The 17,852-nt window shown below is 62.6% G+C and carries 14 protein-coding genes, 3 tRNA genes and 1 pseudogene; 11 read left to right on the top strand and 7 right to left on the bottom strand.

What is annotated here, in order from left to right:
• Window positions 1-54 precede the first annotated feature (54 nt).
• Window positions 55-1,404 (bottom strand): ATP-binding protein, encoded by a 1,350-nt coding sequence (locus OKW38_RS10195; RefSeq protein ID WP_090804732.1) that lies wholly within the window; start codon window positions 1,402-1,404, stop codon window positions 55-57.
• A 43-nt stretch (window positions 1,405-1,447) separates the two neighbouring features.
• Window positions 1,448-2,182, bottom strand: a complete 735-nt coding sequence (gene ompR / locus OKW38_RS10190) for a two-component system response regulator OmpR (RefSeq protein WP_006048917.1) — start codon at window positions 2,180-2,182, stop codon at window positions 1,448-1,450.
• Between the two features lie 227 nt (window positions 2,183-2,409).
• Here ompR and OKW38_RS10185 point away from each other — a divergent pair, with 227 nt between their 5' ends.
• Window positions 2,410-2,736, top strand: a complete 327-nt coding sequence (locus OKW38_RS10185) for a hypothetical protein (RefSeq protein WP_187610122.1) — start codon at window positions 2,410-2,412, stop codon at window positions 2,734-2,736.
• Between the two features lie 415 nt (window positions 2,737-3,151).
• Window positions 3,152-4,209 (top strand): annotated as a pseudogene (locus OKW38_RS10180) (DUF1501 domain-containing protein); the annotation flags it as partial.
• Window positions 4,210-4,251: 42 nt separating this feature from the next.
• Here the strand turns inward: OKW38_RS10180 and OKW38_RS10175 are convergent.
• Window positions 4,252-5,088: a squalene/phytoene synthase family protein gene (locus OKW38_RS10175; protein ID WP_429361305.1), complete on the bottom strand. Its 837-nt coding sequence runs from the start codon at window positions 5,086-5,088 to the stop codon at window positions 4,252-4,254.
• Window positions 5,089-5,318: 230 nt separating this feature from the next.
• Between OKW38_RS10175 and OKW38_RS10170 the strand changes: the two genes are divergently transcribed.
• Window positions 5,319-5,405 (top strand) — tRNA-Leu (locus tag OKW38_RS10170).
• Window positions 5,406-5,525: 120 nt separating this feature from the next.
• Here the strand turns inward: OKW38_RS10170 and OKW38_RS10165 are convergent.
• The 3 genes from OKW38_RS10165 to OKW38_RS10155 all read right to left on the bottom strand — a co-directional run bounded on the left by OKW38_RS10165 (window position 5,526) and on the right by OKW38_RS10155 (window position 7,591).
• Window positions 5,526-5,813 (bottom strand): hypothetical protein, encoded by a 288-nt coding sequence (locus tag OKW38_RS10165; protein ID WP_184065023.1) that lies wholly within the window; start codon window positions 5,811-5,813, stop codon window positions 5,526-5,528.
• A gap of 119 nt (window positions 5,814-5,932) precedes the next feature.
• Window positions 5,933-6,382 (bottom strand): MarR family winged helix-turn-helix transcriptional regulator, encoded by a 450-nt coding sequence (locus OKW38_RS10160; protein WP_184063596.1) that lies wholly within the window; start codon window positions 6,380-6,382, stop codon window positions 5,933-5,935.
• 63 nt (window positions 6,383-6,445) lie between these two features.
• On the bottom strand, window positions 6,446-7,591 hold the full coding sequence (locus OKW38_RS10155; protein ID WP_429361303.1) for a glycerate kinase: 1,146 nt from the start codon (window positions 7,589-7,591) through the stop codon (window positions 6,446-6,448).
• Between the two features lie 542 nt (window positions 7,592-8,133).
• Here OKW38_RS10155 and tig point away from each other — a divergent pair.
• The 8 genes from tig (at window position 8,134) to OKW38_RS10115 (ending at window position 17,332) form a co-directional block, all read left to right on the top strand.
• Window positions 8,134-9,480 (top strand): trigger factor, encoded by a 1,347-nt coding sequence (tig, locus tag OKW38_RS10150; protein WP_187610119.1) that lies wholly within the window; start codon window positions 8,134-8,136, stop codon window positions 9,478-9,480.
• A gap of 194 nt (window positions 9,481-9,674) precedes the next feature.
• Window positions 9,675-10,328 carry an ATP-dependent Clp endopeptidase proteolytic subunit ClpP gene (gene clpP, locus OKW38_RS10145; protein ID WP_429361301.1) on the top strand — a complete coding sequence of 218 codons (654 nt, stop codon included), beginning with the start codon at window positions 9,675-9,677 and terminating at the stop codon, window positions 10,326-10,328.
• A 196-nt stretch (window positions 10,329-10,524) separates the two neighbouring features.
• Window positions 10,525-11,796, top strand: a complete 1,272-nt coding sequence (clpX, locus tag OKW38_RS10140; RefSeq protein ID WP_013089402.1) for an ATP-dependent Clp protease ATP-binding subunit ClpX — start codon at window positions 10,525-10,527, stop codon at window positions 11,794-11,796.
• 201 nt (window positions 11,797-11,997) lie between these two features.
• The gene (gene lon, locus OKW38_RS10135) at window positions 11,998-14,418 is read left to right on the top strand and encodes an endopeptidase La (RefSeq protein WP_018418078.1); all 2,421 of its coding nucleotides are present in this window, start codon (window positions 11,998-12,000) and stop codon (window positions 14,416-14,418) included.
• A gap of 319 nt (window positions 14,419-14,737) precedes the next feature.
• Window positions 14,738-15,010: an HU family DNA-binding protein gene (locus OKW38_RS10130; RefSeq protein ID WP_018418077.1), complete on the top strand. Its 273-nt coding sequence runs from the start codon at window positions 14,738-14,740 to the stop codon at window positions 15,008-15,010.
• A gap of 101 nt (window positions 15,011-15,111) precedes the next feature.
• Window positions 15,112-15,187: transfer RNA gene (locus tag OKW38_RS10125), tRNA-Val, on the top strand.
• A 47-nt stretch (window positions 15,188-15,234) separates the two neighbouring features.
• Window positions 15,235-15,311 (top strand) — tRNA-Asp (locus tag OKW38_RS10120).
• An 86-nt stretch (window positions 15,312-15,397) separates the two neighbouring features.
• On the top strand, window positions 15,398-17,332 hold the full coding sequence (locus OKW38_RS10115) for a SurA N-terminal domain-containing protein (RefSeq protein WP_429361299.1): 1,935 nt from the start codon (window positions 15,398-15,400) through the stop codon (window positions 17,330-17,332).
• A gap of 81 nt (window positions 17,333-17,413) precedes the next feature.
• Here OKW38_RS10115 and OKW38_RS10110 read toward each other — a convergent pair whose 3' ends face one another.
• Window positions 17,414-17,755 carry a hypothetical protein gene (locus OKW38_RS10110; RefSeq protein ID WP_090804745.1) on the bottom strand — a complete coding sequence of 114 codons (342 nt, stop codon included), beginning with the start codon at window positions 17,753-17,755 and terminating at the stop codon, window positions 17,414-17,416.
• Window positions 17,756-17,852: the final 97 nt, after the last annotated feature.

Here is a 17,852-nt window from a genome sequence, read left to right as displayed (position 1 = left end):
CAACAAGCGGCGTGTTTCGAATGGCGACGGCGCGCGGTGCCGCACGTCGCCGGCTCACGCGCTTTTCGCGAGCGGAAACTCGATCGTCACTTCAAGCCCGGGTCCGGGCGAGCGGTTGCGCAGCCGCAGCGCGCCGCGATAACGGGCGACGAGCCGCTGCACGATCGCCATGCCGAGGCCCGTGCCGTTGGCCTGGGTGCGCGCCGAATTCACACGATAGAACGGCCGCGTGACGAGCGCGAGCTGGTCTTCGGGAATGCCGGGGCCTTCGTCGACCACCGAGAGTTCGACGCGCGAGTGCGACACGCGCGTTTCCAGAATTACGCGCGGCACACCGTCGCCGTCGCTGAGGCCATATTTGCGCGCGTTCTCGAGCAGATTGCCGACCACGCGACGCATGTCGGTTTCATCGGCCTCGATCACCGCCGACGGAGCGAGCCGCGTGATCAGCCGCATGCTGTCCTCGCTTTGCATGCGTGCGGCGAGTTCGCTCGCGATCACCGAGAGGTCCACCGGTTCCGGCACACGCTGAACGGGACGCGCGTAGTCGAGGAAGCGGCCGATGATCATGTCCATTTGCTCGATGTCGTCGACCATCGCGTCCTTGGTAGCCTGATCGGACGGGCTCATTTCGGTCTCGAGCCGCAGCCGTGCGAGCGGCGTGCGCAGATCGTGGGAGATGCCCGCGAGCATCAGCGCGCGGTCCGCCTCGAGCTGTTCGAGGTCGCGCACCATCTGGTTGAAGCTTCGATTGGTTTCGGCGGCCACACCCATGCCGCGCTCGGGCAGCGGCTCGGGCGATTGCCCCGAGCCGACCCGGCGCGCGGCCATCGCCAGACGCGCGAACGGCCGGTTCACCAGACTCGTGATGAACGCCGCGCCGAACAGCGACAGCGCGAGCGCGAACACGCCCCAGCCGGCCCATTGCAGGCCGGTGGCGTTGTCGAGCTGATCGCGGTCGAGCGCGACCCAGTAATCGTCGTCGTCGATCTTGAAGCTGATCCATACGCCGTTGATATCGTTGACGCTCTGCGCGATTATGGTGTCGTCGCCGAGACGGCCGCGGATGTCGTGCTCGATCAGGCGATTCAACGATTCGTCGGGCTGGAGTTTGTATTTGTCGGTGGCTTCGCGCGGGTACACGCGCACCCCTTCGTTGCTCTCCAGATCCTGCAGCAGCGCGCGCCGCAGGTCGGGATCGGAATAGAGGAGTGCGGTACGCGTGAGCTTGACGATCGCGACGAGTTGCAGAGCCACGCGCTGCGCGCGCGGCTCACGCTCGATCACGCGAAAGCTCTGGAACCACGCGGCGAGACTGACTGCGATCAACAGCGCGATCAGCAGAAAGGTCCGCCAGAAAAGGCCGCCGAACGCGAGCGTCAGGAGGCGCCGGTCGATCCGCATGGGCCCTTCTTATGTGACACACAAACGAAAACGGAGCACAAACTCAGGCTGCACCGTCGGGGATGAAGACGTAGCCGAGGCCCCACACGGTCTGAATGAAGCGCGGGCTGCCCGGATCCGGCTCGATCAGCTTGCGCAGACGCGAGATCTGCACGTCGAGGCTGCGGTCGAAGACCTCGTATTCACGGCCGCGTGCGAGTTCCATCAGCTTTTCGCGCGACAGCGGCTGACGCGGATGACGCGCGAATACCTTCAGCACCGAGAACTCACCGGTGGTGAGCGGAATTTCCTGGCCGGCCTTGGTCAGCGTGCGGGTGGCGAGATTCAGCGCGAACTCGCCGAACTCGAAGACCTCGGTGGTCTCGGACGGAGCGCCCGGCAACTCGGACGGCGACTGGCGACGCAGCACCGCGTGAATGCGCGCGACCAGTTCGCGTGGATTGAACGGCTTGGGCAGATAGTCGTCGGCACCCATCTCGAGGCCGACGATGCGATCGACATCCTCACCCTTGGCCGTCAGCATGATGATCGGCGTGCGGTCGTTGCTGCCGCGCAGTCGCCGGCAGATCGACAGGCCGTCCTCACCGGGCAGCATCAGATCGAGCACCAGCAGATCGAAGCGCTCGCGCACCCAGAGCTTGTTCATTGACGGCGCATTTTCGGCGACATAGACGTTGAAGCCTTGTTCGCCGAGGTAGCGGCGCAGAAGATCGCGCAGGCGTGGATCGTCGTCGACGACGAGGATTTTCGAAGGGTTTTTGGTTTCCATGGTCGGCATCTTAGCGCGATTAGAAAGTGGTGCGCGGTTACACCATTTCTGGGGTTACAGTCGGTTACAAAATTTACCCGCGGTGTGGCGCGACGTAAAGTATGCGCGTTTAGACTGCTTTACTGAATGCGGCTGTTCGGTGGATACTTCACTCGACAAAACTCTCGCACCCGGCTGTTACCGGGGTTTGTATACGCATGTGAGGTAGCCGGTTGCCGCGCCACGAAGGGAACAACATGAAGGGAGGGGTTTGGCCGAACGTGCGCCTGAGCGTGATTGCACTGGCGGTTGCCGGTACGCTGGCAGGCACACTGGGCCCGACGCTCGCTCATGCGCAGCCGTCCGCGGATAGAGCGGCGAGCGAGCATGCGCCCCGCTCGGGTAATGGCAGAACCAGCCGCCACAACCCGAGCATCGATCGCCCTGCCTCTGACGCGATGCTGCGCACCGCGGTTCCCCCCGATCTCGATCAACGTCGCCGCGACGGGCATATGACGCCCGAAGAGCGTCGGCTGTTGCGGCAGCACATCGAAGACGCCGTGCGCGAGTTGTACAAGCGTTAATCCCAGCGCGCGCATTGCCGCGTGAAAAATCCCGTTGCATCTTCAGCGTCCACTTTCTGATCCGCTGCTCCGTTGAGTCGCCAGCGCCGGCGCGTTTTTGTGCGCGTCTTGGTGCATACAGGCGCCTCGGCTCACGATGTCACGCCACTCACGAGCGCGCGCCGCGAAGCGATATCGCGACCTCCCGACTGTATTCGAGCCGATCCCAACGCGCGCCGAGCGCAACGCATGGACGCCGGATCAGCGTCGCATCTCCGACACGCCGGACCCGGCACGCGTCGAGCCGATCGCCATGCAGTTTCGCGCGAGCGGTTATGACATCGAGGTGACGCTACGCGCGCTCGGCGACAACCTGTTCTATCCGCCGAACCTCAAAGGATGGCCGGGCGGCGCGTCCTGGATCAACAGTTCGACGCTGAAAGGCGGCAACGACGGTTTGAACACCGTGATCCCGTTCGCCGATCCTGCGTACCTCGTGCTGCGCAAAAACATCGGCATCAAACGCGAACAGATGATCCAGCTCGACGAGCGCACCGCGCTGCATCCCGCGCCGTATCCCGCGTTGGAGCCGCTGATGCCGCTCTCGCGCAGCCGGCAGCTCGCGATCGTGCAGGGCGTCAGCTATGCGCAGCCGAACCTGTCGCATTTCCGTTCGATCGAGATCTGGGATACCGCTCACGCTCCGACCAATATCTGCGCGACGGCTGGCTCACGCGCGCGTTCGCGATGAGGCCGGTGCCCATCGGTTTCGCGGCCGACGGCGTCGTGGTCGGCAGCGCCGAAATGGGGCCGCTCGCAAACGGCGCGCGCGCGATCGCGCTGGTCAATCCCGCGCTCGCGCCTATTCTCGACGTCGAAAACGACATCGTGAAACCGGCCGGTCGTCTGCGTGCGACGCAAAGGCAGCCTCAGTTGAAGACCGCGTTTCCGGGCGGCGCGTTCGGCAGTTCGATCAAAACGGCAATGCAGGTGCTGGCCGCTTCGGACACGCTGAAGATAGCTGGCGCCGGACGCGCGCCACTGGAGCAGCCGTTGAGCGGGCAGGGCGTGGCCGTGATCCGGCTAACGCTGAACGGTTTCGATACGCACCAGAACCAGCCGGGACAACAGGCCGAGTTGCTCAAACAGTTCGCGGAAGGGATGGTGGCGATGCAGGCCGCGCTCGTCGAGTTGGGCCGGTGGAACGATACGCTCGTGATGACGTACGCGGAATTCGGGCGCCGTCCGCGCGAGAACCAGAGCAACGGCACCGATCACGGCACGGTGGCGCCGCACTTCGTGACGGGCGGTCGCGTGCAGGGCGGTTTGTTTGGCGTGCCGCCGATGCTTGCGCGGCTCGATGGGAATGGCAACCTGCCGGTCGGCGTGGATTTTCGCCAGCTTTATGCGACGGTGCTCGGGCCCTGGTGGGGATTGGACGCGCCTGCGACTCTGCAGCAGCGGCTCGAGCCGCTGCCGTTGCTGCGGGCGTGAGCGCTGGGCGCTGGGCGCGAATCGACGCGCCCGGCGCTCAGGCTACTTCGCGCGCCACGCGATCCATAGCTTGCGGATCGGCGTCAACGCGATGCGTTGATGCAGCACGTGATAACCGTCGCGCTCGATTTCATCGAGCAACGCCAACGCAAGCGCCGCGAGCGCGAGCAGCGTGCGCTGCGCGCGCCGCGCGCTGGCGGGCACCGCGGCGAGCGCGGTCTGCACCGCGTCGCGCGCGCGATTCGTTTCGAACCGCATCAGCTCGGTGAAAGCGTCGGTGTATTTGCGGTTGATCAGATCGGCGGCGGTGACGTTGTAGCGTTGCATCTCGTCGATCGGAACGTAGATGCGGCCGTGCCGGGCATCGTTGCCGGTTTCGGCGACGAACTGCGCGAGCATCAGCGCCTCGCCGAGCGGAGCGGCCCACGCCGACGCATGCGCGGCATCGTCGGCCGACCCGGTTGCAGCCGCGCGCGACACCAGCGACGCAAAATTGCCGCCGACACCCTGCACATAGCGCCGCAGGTTCGGATAGTCGAGATAGCGTGCCTGGTCGAGATCCATCTCGAAGCCCGCGAGCAGTTCCTGCAGAGCCGGATATTCGGCCTGCGCGTCGGGCAGATAGGCCGCGAGTGCCTTGGACACCGGATGCGACGGCGAGCCGGCGGCCAGCGCGGCAATTTCTTTCTGCCACCACGCGAGCTTCGTGCGGCCGACCGCCGGATCGCTCGTCTCCTTGACCGTTTCCTCGAACTCGCGACGCAATGCGAAGAGCGCCGTCAACAGCGGCTGACTGGCGGCGCGCGCCTGGCGAAGCGCATAGTAGGTGCTCGATCCTGGGGGCGCCGCTTTCTGCTGGCAATAGTCGTCGAAATTCACGGGATGAGAGTGTGGGGAAGGACTGGCGAGAAGGGCGCCGACGTCCGTCGCGGCGCCCGTCTCGACGAGCCGAAAATTGTAGCATCGGCGTCGCGCGCGCAGATACCGTCGGGTGCAGACAAGCGCGAATCAATCGGTTAGAATCTCGCGCTTACGCTTTCGGGCACGTGTTCAGCGCGCTTGGGAGTGCACAGGACAATCGGGCGCGACGCTTTGCGGCGTACCCGGCTGCGAGGGTGGCGAAATTGGTAGACGCACCAGGTTTAGGTCCTGACGCCCGCAAGGGTGTAGGGGTTCGAGTCCCCTCCCTCGCACCACTTATTGGTAGTCAAGAAAAACCCCGTCAAGTCTTTGGACCGACGGGGTTTTTTCTTTTTTGCGCGGTCTTCTGAAAGGCCTCAGTGTTGCTCCGCTGCCTTTCATCGCGACCGCGCGACTCAGGCACCCGGCGTTCCCGGCGCTTCCTGCGAGCCCGGCAATTCCGCTTGCGCGGCGCCTTCGAGGAAACGGCGCGTCGACTCGAACGCCTGCAGCATCTGGTCCGGCCATGGCGTTTGCAGCATCACCGCCTGATGATTTTCAAATGCCGACGACAGCAGTTTCGCCAGTTCCGGCGAACGAAGATGACGCAGTACGACGCTGACCGCGATCGCGCTCGCCTGGCTCGCGCCGGCGGTCTGGAGCTCCGACGCGGTGAGTGCCGCGACCTGTTTGTTGATGTCCACTGAAGCGTCCCTGGATGAAAAAGAGGGTGAAGGCGCGTTGGCCGAGGCTCAATTTTGACACGCGCCGCCCAATGCCGTGAAACGGCGCTTTTCAAACACGGCCGGTTCGCCGCGCGCTATCACTCCCGCGCGTTCATGGCACGGATCACCTTGTCGAGCGCCGCGCCGAACGCGGCCCTTTCCTCTTCGTCGAGGCACTCGAACATATCGCCGTTCCACTTGCGCGCGATCGGCATCACTTTGCGATAGAGCGCGCGGCCTTCCTGCGTCAGCGAGACCAGCACGACGCGGCCGTCCGCGGCGCTCGCTTCGCGCTGCACGAGTCCCTGCCGGATCAGCGCTTCGGCCGCGCGACTCGCCTGGCTTTTGTCGAGATTGGCATGGCGTGCCAACTCCATGATCGAGAACGGTCCGAACGATCCCACCGTCGCAATCACCCGCGCTTCGGGCAGCGTCACGTCGAGCTTCGCCGCGTAGCGCGCGCTGATGCCGCGCTCGGCCAGTTTGTTCAGTACATGCAGACGATACGTGAGGAACTGCTCGAGCCCGGCTTTGGCGGAGTCCTTCATGGTCACCCCGTGATGAGTGGAACGGTCGTGGCGCTGTGATTGTTGCGGCAACCGTTTCGCGGGTCAACGCACGCCGTATTTCAGGCGCGTCAGCTGCTCGGCTTCGTTGGCGAGCAGGCGCGCCGCATCGCGAATCGCGACGTCGAGCGTGATCGGCCCCGGCGCCGGAGAAAAGCAGCCGCCGAAGTATTCGGCAAGACGCGGCAGCGCGGCGGGGTCGATCGCGCCGGACAGCAGCGTGGCGGGCACGCCCGCGGCACGCGCATGCGCGCAGGCGATGAACGGCGCCTTGCCGTGCAGCGTCTGTACGTCGGAACGGCCTTCACCGGTGATCAGCCAGTTGGCGCCCGTGAGCGCGGCGTCGAGGCCGATTTGCCGCGCGACGGTTTCCGCGCCCGGCTCGAACTGCGCGCCGAGCATGTGCAATGCGAAGCCGAGGCCGCCCGCCGCGCCCGCGCCCGGCAGGTCACGCGCCGTGCGGCCGAGCGCGGCTTCGAGCAGATCGGCGAAGCGCACGAGCGCCGCGTCGATCGGCGCGACCTGTTCTGGCTTCACGCCTTTTTGCGGACCGAAGATCGCGGTCGCGCCGTGCGCGCCGGTCAACGGATTGTCGACGTCCGACATGCCGACGAACTGCGTGTCGGCAAGCCGTGCGTCGAGCAGCGACGCATCGACCCGCGCCACGCCCGCAAGCTGCTCGGGTGTGCCTTCGAGTACGTTGCCTTGCGCGTCGAACAGTTGCAAGCCGAGGCCGGTCAGCAGGCCGGCGCCGCCGTCGTTCGTGCTGCTGCCGCCGAGCGCGACGAAAAAGCGCCGCACGCCAGCATCAAGCAGCGCCCGAATTGCTTCGCCCATGCCGCGCGTGCTGCGCGCCTCGACCGGCACGCCCATGCCGACGGGGTCCGTAATGCCGACGATTTCCGCCGTTTCGATGATGGCGCTGCCGTCCGTGAGCAGGCCCGTCAGCGCTGCGCGCGTCGGACCGGCCGCGCCGCGCACGCTAAGCGTGCGGCGCTCGCCGCCGCTCGTGAGCATTGCGTCGAGCGTACCTTCGCCGCCGTCGGCCATCGGACAGATGCGCACGCTCGCGTCGGGGCGTGCGCGCTCGACGCCGGATGCGATCGCTTGCGCGACCTGTTCCGCGCTGAGCGAGCCTTTGAATGAATCGGGAGCGATGACGACGACAGGCGAGGACGACGAATTCGGCATGGTGTCTCTGAGAGGTTTGAGTCGTTGTAAGCGGTTGCCGGAGCGGATGAAGCGACCGGCTGCCGGTGACCGGCGGTGGCGGCCCGACCGAGTGCGTTAGCTTATCAGCATGGGGGCGTCGGCTGAATATGTCGAAAGGCATGGGCGGGATCGCGGCCACGACACGTCGGCCGCGAGCGGGTGCGAGCGTCCACGCGAACGTTCTGTTGCATGACGAAAGAGCGCCGAGGAACGCACGACGCTAACCGGATAGCGATGCCAGCGGCAAATAGCGCTCGCTGTGTCAAAACTAACCGAAAATGGCGCTCAAAACGCCCGGAATGCAGGGAAAACTCGATGCAATCATCGAATCCCGGCTAGGCGCGCAAATAGTTTGCTAAAATATTCGGCTCTTTGGACTCAACCGTGCTGCCGACGGCCTGCAAGCCCGCGGCGCAGGTGCGTGATCGATGCAATCGGCGCAAATCGATGCGAAGCGACATCGACGGGCAGCACGGAGAAGATAACTGATTCGCTCGAATAATTTTAGGACGATTGAAGCCATGGCTAACGTTGTTGAAAACCTCGGCAAGCTCGAACGCCGCGTGACGATTTCCCTGCCGAAGGATGCCGTGCAGAAGGAAGTGGATTCGCGTATCCGTCAACTCGCGAAGAACGTGCGCATGCCGGGTTTCCGCCCGGGCAAGGTGCCGCTCAAGATGGTGACGCAACAGTATTCGGGCCAGGTGGAAGCCGAAGTGCTGAGCGACAAGGTCGGCAAGGAATTTTTCGACATCAGCCGCACCGAAAACCTGCGTGTCGCGGGTCAGCCGAGCTTCGCGCCGAAGACCGACGCTGGTGAAGGCAGCTACGCGTTCGACGCGACCTTCGAGGTGTATCCGGAAGTGAAGCTGGGCGACGTCGCCACGGCTGAAATCGAGCGCACCATGACCAGCATCAGCGAAGCGGAAATCGACCGCACGCTGGACATCCTGCGCAAACAGCGCGTGCACTTCCTCGCTCGCGGCGAGGCAGGCGAGCACGGCGACGGCGGCGCGGACACGGCCGCCAAAGACGGCGACCGCGTGACGGTCGACTTCGTCGGCAAGATCGACGGTGAAGCATTCCAGGGCGGTAGCGCCGAAGACTTCGGCTTCATCCTCGGCGAAGGCCGCATGCTGCCGGAATTCGAAAAAGCGGCGCTCGGCTTGAAGGTCGGCGAAGCGAAGGAATTCGACCTGAAGTTCCCGGACGACTACCACGGCAAGGAAGTGGCGGGCAAGACGGCGCAATTCACGATCACGATGAAGAAGATCGAATGGCCGCATTTGCCGGAAGTCGACGGCGAATTCGCGAAATCGCTCGGCATCGAAGACGGCGATCTGACCAAGATGCGCGCTGAAATCAAGGACAACCTCGAGCGCGAAGCGAAGCGCCGCACGCAAGCCATCGTCAAGAACCAGGTGATGGACGCACTGCTGAAAATCTCGGAGCTCGACGTCCCGAACGCGCTGATCGAGCAGGATCAGGAGCGCCTCGTCGCGATGGCTCGCCAGGATCTGGAACAGCGCGGCGTGCCGAACGCGAAGGACGCGCCGATCCCGGCCGCGATGTTCAAGGAGCAGGCCGAGCGCCGCGTCAAGCTGGGTCTCGTGCTGGCCGAGCTGGTGAAGGCGAACGAACTGCAGGCGAAGCCGGAGCAGATCCGTGCCGAAGTCGATGAATTCGCGAAAAGCTACGAAGACCCGAAGGAAGTCGTCCGCTGGTATTATTCCAACCAGCAACGTCTTGCTGAAATGGAAGCGTATGTCGTTGAAGCCAACGTCGTCGACTTCGTCCTCAGCAAGGCGAAGGTGACGGACAAGGAAGTGAGCTTCGAGGAACTGGCAAGCGCAACGGCGCAAGCGTAAGCGTCGCTGCAACGGCGTGCCGGCTGTCGGAGCGACCGACGGCCGGCACGCCGTTTTTTTGTGCTATGAATCTGTGTGACGTAGCGGATCCGGTCGTGCGGCGCACACGAAGACGGCACTTGAATACGGGCTCGTCGCACCAACCTGTGTCCAGCAGCTAATATTCAGAATATTTCCAGACAAGGATCCATTGCATGACCTTTCGCGCCCAAATGCTGGACACGTTGACCTCCCAGTCGTCCCGGGATCTCGAAGCGAAGGCACTCGGTCTGGTGCCGATCGTCGTGGAAACGAGCGGTCGGGGCGAGCGCTCCTATGATATTTATTCGCGTCTGCTGAAGGAACGCATCGTGTTCCTCGTGGGCGAAGTGAACGACCAGACGGCCAATCTGGTGGTTGCGCAGATGCTGTTTCTGGAAAGCGAGAATCCGGACAAGGACATCTACTTCTACATCAACAGTCCGGGCGGCTCCGTGTCTGCCGGTATGGCGATCTACGATACGATGCAGTTCATCAAGCCGGACGTCTCGACGCTGTGCATGGGGCTTGCGGCGAGCATGGGCGCGTTCCTGCTCGCGGCCGGTGCTAAGGGCAAGCGTTTCGCGCTGCCGAATTCGCGCGTGATGATTCATCAGCCGCTTGGCGGCGCGCGCGGCCAGGCATCGGACATTGAAATCCAGGCGCGTGAAATCCTGTACCTGAAGGATCGGCTGAATCATCTGCTCGCGCACCACACCGGTCAGCCGGTCGAACGCATCGCGCGTGACACCGACCGTGACAATTTCATGTCCGGCGATGACGCGCAGGCGTACGGCCTCGTCGACCAGGTGGCGCACAAGCGTCCCTGATCTGGTACGGTTTTGCCCTGCTGTTTTGCCCACTGTTGCGGCAAAACCGTCATCGGGTCGGTTGTGAATGTTCCACTTCCGTCCGGGCGTCTGCGGCAAGCGCCGTTATCGTGCTCACTAGCCCTGCCGCGCCCAGACTGCGTGGCGGGGGCAAACGGCGTATTATCTAATCCGGTGTCCGGAGGCTCACACATCTATGGCGGACAAGAAAGGTTCTAACAGCGAAAAGCTGTTGTATTGCTCGTTTTGCGGCAAGAGCCAGCATGAGGTCAAGAAACTGATTGCTGGCCCGTCGGTATTCATCTGCGATGAATGTATCGATCTGTGCAACGAAATCATTCGTGACGAGGCTGCAGGCGCGGGCATCGAGGCCGGCTTGTCCAAGTCCGATCTGCCGACCCCGCAGGAAATCCGCGAAATTCTCGACCAGTACGTGATCGGTCAGGAGCGCGCGAAAAAGATCCTCGCGGTCGCGGTCTACAACCACTACAAGCGCCTCAAGCATCTCGACAAGAAGGATGAAATCGAGCTGTCCAAGAGCAACATCCTGCTGATCGGCCCGACCGGCTCCGGCAAGACGCTGCTTGCGCAGACGCTCGCGCGCCTTCTGAACGTGCCATTCGTGATTGCCGACGCGACCACGCTGACGGAAGCCGGCTATGTCGGCGAAGACGTCGAGAACATCATTCAGAAGCTGCTGCAGAATTGTAATTACGAGGTGGACAAGGCTCAGCGCGGCATCGTCTACATCGACGAAATCGACAAGATCAGTCGCAAGTCCGACAACCCGTCCATCACGCGCGACGTGTCGGGCGAGGGTGTGCAGCAGGCTCTGCTGAAGCTGGTCGAAGGCACGATGGCGTCGGTGCCGCCGCAAGGTGGCCGTAAGCATCCGAACCAGGACTTCATCCAGGTCGATACGACGAACATCCTGTTCATCTGCGGCGGTGCGTTCGACGGCCTTGAGAAGGTCATCGTCGATCGCACCGAGAAGACCGGCATCGGTTTCGGCGCGAGCGTGAAGAGCAAGCAGGACCGCGACGCCGGCGAAGTGCTGCGCGAAGTGGAGCCGGAAGATCTGATCAAATTCGGCCTGATTCCGGAGCTGATCGGCCGTCTGCCGGTGGTCGCCACGCTCGGCAAGCTCGACGAAGCGGCGCTGATGAAGATTCTCGTCGAACCGAAGAATGCGCTGGTCAAGCAGTATCACAAGCTGTTCAGCATGGAGCGCGTCGAGCTCGAAATCCGTCCGGCCGCGTTGCAGGCCGTGGCGCGTAAGGCGATCCGCCGCAAGACGGGCGCGCGGGGCCTGCGTTCGATTCTGGAACAGGCGTTGCTTGATGTCATGTACGACCTTCCGCAAATGAAAGGTGTCAGCAAGGTCATCATCGACGACAACGTTATCGACGGCGACGGCAAACCGCTGCTGATCTACGAAGACGCGCCGAAGGTCGCGGGTTCGAACTGATCGGCTTTCGAGTTCTGCAAAAAGGCCGTTCATGGCGACGTGAACGGCTTTTTCGTTTATCGTGTGGTCAGGCTGGTTGTTCTCAACTATGGAGTCACTGAACCTTCGGAGTCACTGAACTTTTCCCACACGCGGAGGCTTGCAATATTTTCTGCTGGCCTCACCTATCGAACGAACTGATTCCACTCATGGGGAAATGAAATGTCAGGAACCCAACTCCTCCCGCCGGAACGCATTACGCTGCCGCTGCTCCCGCTGCGCGACGTAGTCGTTTTCCCGCACATGGTGATTCCGCTCTTCGTAGGCCGCCCGAAGTCGATCAAGGCTCTCGAAGCAGCGATGGAAGGCGGCAAGCACATCATGCTCGTCGCCCAGAAGACGGCTGCGAAAGATGAGCCGACCGAAAAGGACATGTACGAAGTAGGGTGTATCGCCAACATCCTGCAGATGCTGAAGCTGCCCGACGGTACCGTGAAGGTGCTCGTCGAAGGCTTGCAGCGCGCGAAGACGCTTTCCATCGAAGAACAGGAAACGCAGTTCTCGTGCGAAGTCATGCCGCTCGAACCTGACCACGCCGACAGCGCTGAAACCGAAGCGCTGCGTCGCGCGATCGTGTCGCAGTTCGACCAGTATGTGAAGCTGAACAAGAAGATCCCGCCGGAGATCCTGACCTCGCTGTCGGGTATCGACGAGGCAGGGCGTCTCGCCGACACGATCGCGGCGCATTTGCCGCTCAAGCTCGACCAGAAGCAACACATCCTCGAGATGTTCCCGGTGATCGAGCGGCTCGAGCATCTGCTCGCGCAACTCGAAGCCGAGATCGACATCCTGCAGGTCGAAAAGCGTATCCGCGGGCGCGTGAAGCGTCAGATGGAGAAGAGTCAGCGCGAGTACTACCTGAACGAACAGGTCAAGGCGATCCAGAAGGAACTCGGCGAAGGCGAAGAAGGTGCGGATCTCGAAGAACTCGAGAAGCGCATCACGGCCGCCCGCATGCCGAAGGAAGCGAAGAAGAAGGCCGACGCCGAGCTGAAGAAGCTCAAGCTGATGTCGCCGATGTCGGCGGAAGCGACGGTCGTGCGCAACTACATCGACACGCTGATCGGCTTGCCGTGGCGCAAGAAGAGCAAGGTCAACAACGACCTGTCGAATGCGGAGCGCGTGCTCGACGAAGACCACTTCGGTCTCGAGAAAGTGAAGGAACGTATTCTCGAGTATCTCGCGGTCCAGCAACGTGTCGACAAGGTCAAGGCGCCGATCTTGTGCCTCGTGGGGCCTCCGGGCGTCGGTAAGACTTCGCTCGGTCAGTCGATCGCGCGCGCGACGAACCGCAAGTTCGTGCGCATGGCATTGGGCGGCGTGCGTGACGAAGCCGAGATTCGTGGCCACCGTCGCACGTACATCGGTTCGATGCCGGGTAAGATCCTGCAAAGCCTGACCAAGGTCGGCGTGCGCAATCCGCTCTTCCTGCTCGACGAAGTCGACAAGATGGGTCAGGATTTCCGCGGCGATCCGTCGTCGGCCCTGCTGGAAGTGCTCGATCCGGAACAGAACCATACGTTCGCCGACCACTACGTCGAAGTCGACTTCGATCTGTCGGACGTGATGTTCGTGGCGACGTCGAACTCGCTGAACATTCCGCCGCCGCTGCTCGACCGGATGGAAGTGATTCGTCTGTCCGGTTATACGGAAGACGAGAAGGTCAGCATCGCGCAGCGTTATCTGCTGCCGAAGCAGAAGAAGAACAACGGCCTCAAGGATGGCGAGGTCGATGTGACGGAAACTGCGATCCGCGACATCATTCGTTACTACACGCGCGAAGCGGGCGTCCGCTCGCTCGAGCGTGAAATTTCGAAGATCTGCCGCAAGGTCGTGAAGATGCTTCTGCTGAAGAAGGCGGAAGGCGCGGTGAAGGTCGACGGCAGCAACCTCGACACGTTCCTCGGCGTGCGCAAGTACGACTTCGGTCTGGCCGCGAAGGAAAATCAGGTGGGCCAGGTCACGGGTCTCGCGTGGACGGAAGTGGGCGGCGATCTGCTGACCATCGAAGCCGCGGTGATGCCGGGCAAGGGCAATGTGATCCGCACGGGTTCGCTCGGCGACGTGATGAAGGAATCCGTCGAAGCGGCGCGCTCGGTCGTGCGTTCGCGTTCGCGTCGTCTTGGCATCAAGGACGAAGCGTTCGAGAAGCAGGACATTCACATCCACGTGCCGGAAGGCGCAACGCCGAAAGATGGTCCTTCGGCTGGTATCGCGATGACGACCGCGCTGGTGTCGGTGTTGACCGGTATTCCGGTGCGCGCCGATGTCGCGATGACGGGCGAAATCACGCTGCGTGGCGAAGTTCTGCCGATCGGCGGCCTGAAGGAAAAGCTGCTGGCGGCGCATCGCGGTGGCATCAAGCTGGTGCTGATTCCGGAAGAAAACGTCAAGGACTTGACGGAGATTCCGGATAACGTGAAGAACGCGATCGAAATCGTACCGGTCCGCTGGATCGACAAGGTGCTCGAACTTGCGCTCGAGCGTGTACCGCAGGCGTTACCGGAAGAAGAACCGAAGCCCTCGGCGCCGGTTGGGGCTGAGCCGGGCAAGGATGCCGCGACGGACGTCGTCAAGCACTAAGGTTCGATGCGCGTCAGAACGCGCTGACACCAAAGCATTCTGCAGCGATGTCGTTCGCTGAAGCAGAAAACCCGCGGTCAAGAGCTGCGGGTTTTTTTTGCCCGCGCGGCTTCGTCGCCAAGCCGCATCGCCAGTCTTTCCGCTGCAACATACTGTGACAAAAGCGCCCCTCTAAAATAACGCCGATCAGGCTCAACCCCGGTTGACACAAGGGTTTCGGCCGCTTCTAATGAGGCGGCCTGGCGTTCGCGCCGGCCGCGTGGCGGGAGGTGCTGGAAAGCACTGTCACGATTGCCAATAAATATTCACGGGGGTTTGAATGAACAAGACGGAATTGATCGATCACATTGCACAGCAAGCCGACATTTCGAAGGCCGCGGCGGGCCGTGCACTCGATGCGGTCATCGCGGGCGTCAAAAACACGTTGAAGAAGGGCGGATCTGTGACGTTGGTCGGCTTTGGCACGTTCGCGGTCGGCAAGCGCACCGCGCGCACCGGACGCAATCCGCGCACGGGCGCCGCGATCAAAATCAAGGCAGCAAAAGTTCCTAAATTTAGGCCTGGCAAAGCTCTGAAGGATGCGCTAAACTAGTGCGCTTGCTGCTTGAGGAATTGCTTAACCCGGCTGCATGAACGATTCACGGGGAGGGCAGCGGCAAGGCAGAAAACACATCAAGCACTGAGTCACGAAACGGGTGCTTAGCTCAGTTGGTAGAGCGGCGCCCTTACAAGGCGTAGGTCGGGAGTTCGAGCCTCTCAGCACCCACCAGTTTCAGATTCGGCTGCAGTGTTTCCAGTCGCAAAAGTGCAGTATAAGGAGTGGTAGTTCAGTCGGTTAGAATACCGGCCTGTCACGCCGGGGGTCGCGGGTTCGAGTCCCGTCCACTCCGCCAGTATCCACGAAAGGCGAACTCCGGTTCGCCTTTTTTGTTGCCCGCTGTTGTAAGATCGGGCGTTCTGTTTTTGGCACCCCTCACGCATGCTCGATTTTTTCCGCAATCACCAACGCCTGATGATGTTCATGCTCATCCTCGTCATTTTGCCGGGGTTGGGTTTCGTGGGTATTCAGGGTTTCCGCGGCTTCTTTGACGAAAGTGCAAACGTCGCGAGTGTCAACGGTCACAAGATCACCCGTGTCGAATACGACGACGCGATGCGCCAGCAGATCGACCGCGGGCGTCAGATGCTCGGCGCGAAGTTCGACATGAAGTCGTTCGACACGCCGGAGCGCCGTCGCCAGATGCTCGACGGCATGATCGAGCAGCGTGTGCTTGCCGACGAAACGCAGCGTCTGCATCTGAGCGCATCAGACGAAGCGGTGCGCCGCGCGCTGCTGTCCGATCCGGTGATCTCGTCGCTGAAGAATCCCGACGGGTCGATCGACCTCGACCGCTACAAGCAACTGCTCGCGATGCAGGGCATGACGCCCGATCAGTACGACGAGCGCGTGCGCTACAACCTCGCTATGCAACAACTGCCCGCGAGCATCGAGGCGAGCGCGTTCACGTCGAAGACGCTCGCGCGGCACTTGACCGAGCTCGCGCAGCAGCAGCGTGAAGTGCAGGGCATCGCGTTCCATCCGCACGATTACGCGGCGAAGATCCAGCCGACCGATGCGCAACTGCAAGCGTACTACGACGCGCATCGCAACGACTTCGCGACGCCCGCTACGGCGGCGATCCAGTACCTGGTGATGTCGCCGGCCGCGCTGAGCGCATCGGTGCAGCCGAGCGACGCGGACCTGAAGAAGTACTACGACGACAACATCGCCCACTTCCGCACCGAAGGCGAAGTGCGCGCGAGCCATATCCTGATCGCGGCACCGAAGGACGCGAGCGCGGCCGACAAGGCCAAAGCGAAGCAGAAGGCCGAGGAGTTGCTCGCGCAGCTCAAGGCGCATCCGGACCAGTTCGCGCAGATCGCGCGGCAGAACTCGCAGGATCCGGGTTCGGCATCGAAGGGTGGCGATCTCGGTTACTTTGGCCGCGGCATGATCGCGGGCGGCCAGGCGTTCGACGACGCGGTGTTCGCGCTGAAGAAGGACGAAATCAGCGGCATCGTCCAGACCGACTTCGGTTTCCACATCATCAAGGTCACCGATGTAAAGCCGGCGGTCACGAAGTCGTTCGACGAAGTGAAAGACCAGATCGCCAGGGAGCTGAAGACGCAACTGGCGAACAAGGCATTCACCGACAGTTCGGAAGGTTTCACGTCGCTCGTCTATGAAAAGGCCAAGAGCCTGCAGCCGGCCGCTGACAAATTCAAGCTGCAGATCCAGACCGCGACGGTCACGCCGCAGCCGGATCCGAAGCTGCCGCCCGACAGCCCGCTGAACAACCCGAAGTTCCTCGCAGCCGTGTTCGCGAACGACTCGGTATCGGCGCACAACAATACGCAGGCCATCGACGTCGGCAACAACACGCTGATCGCCGCGCGCGTGACCGACTACAAGCCCGCTGCCGTGCCCGCATTCGACGCGGTGAAGGACGCGGTGCGTCAGAAGGTGATCGCCGTGCAGGCGAACGAAGCAGCGCACAAGGACGGCGTCGCGAAGCTGGCCGAGTTCGAGAAGTCGAAGGCGACCGCCGGTTTCTCGTCGCCGCTGAAGGTGTCGCGCAATGACGCGCAGGGCGTGCCACCTGCCGCACTGAGCGCAATCTACAAGGTCGATGCGCAAAAGTTGCCGGCCTACGTCGGTGTCGATCTCGGCGACGACGGCTATGCGATCTATCGCGTGAACCAGATCGTGCAGCCCGCGGCCACCGACGCGCAGCATCTCGCTGTCGCGCAGCAGCAGATCGCGCAGGTGGACGCGCAGTCGGAGACCGAAGCCTATCTGAAAGCGCTGCGCGAGCGCTCGAAGGTGAAGATCTACGGTACGCTCGACAGCGCCGCCCAGCCGGCCGATCAGTAAGCCGCAGTAAGCATTACCTGCTCGTCCAAAAGCAAGCCCCGCATCTGCGGGGCTTTTTTTATCTACAGCCAGGTGGCAGCTTTACAGACAGCCGCTGATCGCGCCGGTGGCGTTGCCGCCACCAGCGCCGCCGGCGCGAAAGCCGACCCACGTGCCCTTACCGCTATACGAAGGACGGACCACCGCGGCCGCGCCGTTGGGCGGCTGCTGGCCCGGGACGTAGACGTCCATGGCCTGATCGTTGGCGAGGATGTTTTGCGAGATTACCTGTTGTTGCGAACTATCCGCCCATTTTTGCGCGATGCAGGTTGCGACGGCGCGAGGCGGCTGCTGGCTTTGACCCACCGACTGAACGCCGGCCGGCGGTTGAGCCGCGCAGGCCGAGATGGCAATGGTCAAAGCGATTAACGGTAAATATTTCAACGTTATCTCCTCAGAAGTCGCTCAAGAATGAGCCGGGTGGCAGGGATTGCCCATATGTCGAACGGCTCGGCGATCCATGTTCCCCCAGGTTCCGGAA

Origin of the sequence: Paraburkholderia sp. MM5496-R1 (genome assembly GCF_050436205.1) — a bacterium.
Classification (GTDB): Bacteria; Pseudomonadota; Gammaproteobacteria; order Burkholderiales; family Burkholderiaceae; genus Paraburkholderia; species Paraburkholderia tuberum.
This window is presented reverse-complemented; position numbering and strand designations above follow the sequence as displayed.

Coding starts and splice junctions, on each gene's coding strand:
- OKW38_RS10195 (WP_090804732.1), bottom strand. CDS start 1,404: ATGCGGATCGACCGGCGCCTCCTGACGCTCGCGTTCGGCGGCCTTTTC.
- ompR (WP_006048917.1), bottom strand. CDS start 2,182: ATGCCGACCATGGAAACCAAAAACCCTTCGAAAATCCTCGTCGTCGAC.
- OKW38_RS10185 (WP_187610122.1), top strand. CDS start 2,410: ATGAAGGGAGGGGTTTGGCCGAACGTGCGCCTGAGCGTGATTGCACTG.
- OKW38_RS10160 (WP_184063596.1), bottom strand. CDS start 6,382: ATGAAGGACTCCGCCAAAGCCGGGCTCGAGCAGTTCCTCACGTATCGT.
- OKW38_RS10155 (WP_429361303.1), bottom strand. CDS start 7,591: ATGCCGAATTCGTCGTCCTCGCCTGTCGTCGTCATCGCTCCCGATTCA.
- tig (WP_187610119.1), top strand. CDS start 8,134: ATGGCTAACGTTGTTGAAAACCTCGGCAAGCTCGAACGCCGCGTGACG.
- clpP (WP_429361301.1), top strand. CDS start 9,675: ATGACCTTTCGCGCCCAAATGCTGGACACGTTGACCTCCCAGTCGTCC.
- clpX (WP_013089402.1), top strand. CDS start 10,525: ATGGCGGACAAGAAAGGTTCTAACAGCGAAAAGCTGTTGTATTGCTCG.
- lon (WP_018418078.1), top strand. CDS start 11,998: ATGTCAGGAACCCAACTCCTCCCGCCGGAACGCATTACGCTGCCGCTG.
- OKW38_RS10130 (WP_018418077.1), top strand. CDS start 14,738: ATGAACAAGACGGAATTGATCGATCACATTGCACAGCAAGCCGACATT.
- OKW38_RS10115 (WP_429361299.1), top strand. CDS start 15,398: ATGCTCGATTTTTTCCGCAATCACCAACGCCTGATGATGTTCATGCTC.